We start from the raw sequence: 2,616 nt of genomic DNA, 5'->3' as shown, positions 1-2,616 counted from the left end.
CGATCATCGCTAGGGACTTGCCCTAGATTTACAAACGCAAATCTATTGATAGGGTTGTAGTGCATCACGACTCCTCCCGTGTTTTCTGTATCTCTCGCTTAACCGCTGTCCGCTCTCGCTTCCAGTAGTATCGAGACTGGCGCTTGTCGCGGTGCTTTCGGTACTCGCCGTCGCCTCTAAGAGGTCGGCGGGTCTTGCTGTTGCGGTGCATTGGTTTTGCTCCAGTCAGATTTGCTCAACGAACTCATTACCGTTGTCGTTCGGGCGCTGGCCCTGTTCACTGCTGTCTGCCCCCTCAGTAAGAGTTTCAACGATGTCACTCGCCGCCTCTGCTGCGATATCCCAGTTGATGAGCCTTGAGAAATGTGTCCAGAGGGGGACGCCTGCATGGGTCACAAAGGATGCGGCCACGGCACCTAGTCCTAAGTAGAAAATATTGCGAATCATCGAAAATCCTTTGTTTGAATGCTTGGTTTAGGGGCATTTCAGCCCCCTTGTATTGCTCGTGCTAGACCGTCGCCAGCTCTCGCCATTGCGAATCAGAGATGCTGAGCACTTGAGACCCGATGGCCTCTAATTCACTAGCTCTGTCGTAGCTCTCAGGGTCATGAGCGGTTCGAGTAATGGCATTCATCAGACCGTATGCCGTCAAGTCTTCATCAATAAGCAGATGATTGAGTGCCTGCACCTGCTCGGCCTGGGTCAATCCAAAGTTCTTTCTGGCGCGTTCCATCAGCTCATCAGTGGAAACCTCGATTCGCATTTCAGCAGATCGCCGCATTTGGTTGATTGTTCTCTGAAAAGTAGCCTCATCGTGAGCTTTCGAGAAATGTTCAATGAACTGCTCTAGCTTGACTGCTGCTCGGTCCCGGTCGAGGATTTGACCTAACTCCCGGAACTTAGAGCCAGAGTGCCGAACTGTAAGGCGCTCCCCCTCCTCCATGCGCGTCATACCATTTTCACAAATGAGCCTAAAGTTAGCTGGGTAAACGTTTAAGCCCCCCTCTCCTGTCTCCGAGTTGGTGATCGTGACCCCCGAGCGGATGATATCGCCCTTTCGGATCTCTCCTTCAACCTTGGGGAATGCCAGTTTGATGTAGAGGCGGTGGTCGGTTGTGTCGGTACTCAGTAGTTCTAGATTACTTCCGAGTTTCTGTAGCTCAGGGGCAAGCGCTTCTAATACTTGGTCATGGTCAATAATTTCATAGCCGCCGCCAAGGAATGCCCTGGCCGTGTTGCCCATTGTTCTCAGAACATGAGTGCGTGAGCTTTGACGCTGTAGCCAGAAGTTAACGTTGCTAGCGATCAGCTCGGGTGCCTCACGCCGCATCTTGCTGTAGTAGTTGCCGTGGATGCCTGTAGCCTGTGCGAGTTGTCTATGGGCGGTGTCGCTGACTTCTAGCTCTAGAATCTCTGATTCAGTAATGATCGTGAGGCCATCACCTGATTCATTCATTTCGACTGCGCCGGACTGTACAACGTAGTCTTGCTTCTGAGATATTTGGTTGTCGATTTCAGCACCGAGGGCTGCAAAAGACGAGTATCCAGTTTTCATGTCATCATCTCCAGTAGGTGTGTATTCACCAGCGGAAGGGTTACGGGTCTCAATCGAATCCCTTCCGCCAGTCAAAAGTTTTTAGTTAGTTTCAGTTTTGAGTCGTGACGGACATCGGGCTATCCCCGGTGGCTGCGGTCTTTGTCAGCAGTTTTCCGATGCTTGGGGTAGGTGATCGAACCCTTTATGGCTTTGTTTCTATACCTATAATTGTATACTAGTTAGTATTCAAAAGCAAGCGATTTACAGAATTTTATTTAAAGAACCAGGCTTGTATTTGAGGTGTATTTGTCAATTTCGGCTGGGAGAACGTTTTTGTTGGTGCTATAAGAGGAATATGAATATTGATCAGTTTGAGAGCAAGATCGAGGCCGGTCTGAGCGGCGCTGCATCGGCCTTGTATGAGGTTGGGAAAAACCTTGCCTGTATTAGGGATAGAAAGCTTTACAAGGCGGCAGGATTTCCGAATTTTGAATCCTATCTTAGAGAGCGCTGGGACTTTAATCGTACTCACGGCTATCACTTGATTCATGCAGCAGAGGTTCTGGAGGGTTTGATGGAGCATTTTGATGATGCCCAGCTTCCGCAGACAGAGAGTGCAATTCGTCCATTACGAGCGCTGAGTCAAGAGAAGCGTGTTGAAGTATGGAGTGAAGCTCTGAGGCGTTCCCGTCGTCGTCCTGGGAAAGGCACGGTTGATGCTGTGATCGCTGAGCTGTGTACTTGATGACTCCGGCCTGACTTGCGATCGCAACCTCCCAGAATGCAGCATCTGTGATCGAGTCCAGAGTCGTGGAATACCGGAGCATCGCGGAGGATATGCCGCGAAAGCTCTTGATGGGCTGGAGGACCGCTACCGTATTCGGCTGTTGGGCGGGGCGTTGTCTGCGGTTGACGAGAGCTTAAATGTGTTGAGAGCAGCCCCACCCAATTGCTCCGGTGACGAAGCGTCCGTGCGTTTTCTTCTGTCATTTGCGCCTACTTACATCAGCCCAGAGAGGAAAACTAGCCCCAGCTCAGCATCACTCTTGTATGCATTTCTGGGGCTTGAATTGTTGAGT

General features: G+C 50.7%; 4 protein-coding genes. 1 reads left to right on the top strand and 3 read right to left on the bottom strand.

Annotated elements, in window-relative coordinates; translation table 11 throughout:
* Positions 1-64 precede the first annotated feature (64 nt).
* The 3 genes from C1752_RS28815 to C1752_RS27895 all read right to left on the bottom strand — a co-directional run bounded on the left by C1752_RS28815 (position 65) and on the right by C1752_RS27895 (position 1,555).
* Entirely contained in the window at positions 65-211 is a 147-nt protein-coding gene (locus C1752_RS28815; RefSeq protein WP_158535255.1) for a hypothetical protein, read from the bottom strand.
* 14 nt (positions 212-225) lie between these two features.
* On the bottom strand, positions 226-447 hold the full coding sequence (locus tag C1752_RS27900; protein ID WP_110989300.1) for a hypothetical protein: 222 nt from the start codon (positions 445-447) through the stop codon (positions 226-228).
* Positions 448-508: 61 nt separating this feature from the next.
* On the bottom strand, positions 509-1,555 hold the full coding sequence (locus C1752_RS27895; RefSeq protein ID WP_110989299.1) for a DUF932 domain-containing protein: 1,047 nt from the start codon (positions 1,553-1,555) through the stop codon (positions 509-511).
* 337 nt (positions 1,556-1,892) lie between these two features.
* Between C1752_RS27895 and C1752_RS27890 the strand changes: the two genes are divergently transcribed.
* A complete protein-coding gene (locus C1752_RS27890; protein WP_110989298.1) occupies positions 1,893-2,282 on the top strand; it encodes a hypothetical protein in 390 nt (129 codons plus the stop codon).
* Positions 2,283-2,616 lie beyond the last annotated feature (334 nt).

The sequence above is a fragment of the Acaryochloris thomasi RCC1774 genome, from assembly GCF_003231495.1.
Lineage (GTDB): Bacteria > Cyanobacteriota > Cyanobacteriia > Thermosynechococcales > Thermosynechococcaceae > RCC1774.
Note: the sequence above shows the minus strand (reverse complement) of the source record. Positions and strands in the feature narration are given on the sequence as shown.

What these genes read in the sequence shown, in the direction of transcription:
- C1752_RS28815 (WP_158535255.1), bottom strand. Translation starts at nt 211, where the DNA reads ATGCACCGCAACAGCAAGACCCGCCGACCTCTTAGAGGCGACGGCGAG.
- C1752_RS27900 (WP_110989300.1), bottom strand. Translation starts at nt 447, where the DNA reads ATGATTCGCAATATTTTCTACTTAGGACTAGGTGCCGTGGCCGCATCC.
- C1752_RS27895 (WP_110989299.1), bottom strand. Translation starts at nt 1,555, where the DNA reads ATGAAAACTGGATACTCGTCTTTTGCAGCCCTCGGTGCTGAAATCGAC.
- C1752_RS27890 (WP_110989298.1), top strand. Translation starts at nt 1,893, where the DNA reads ATGAATATTGATCAGTTTGAGAGCAAGATCGAGGCCGGTCTGAGCGGC.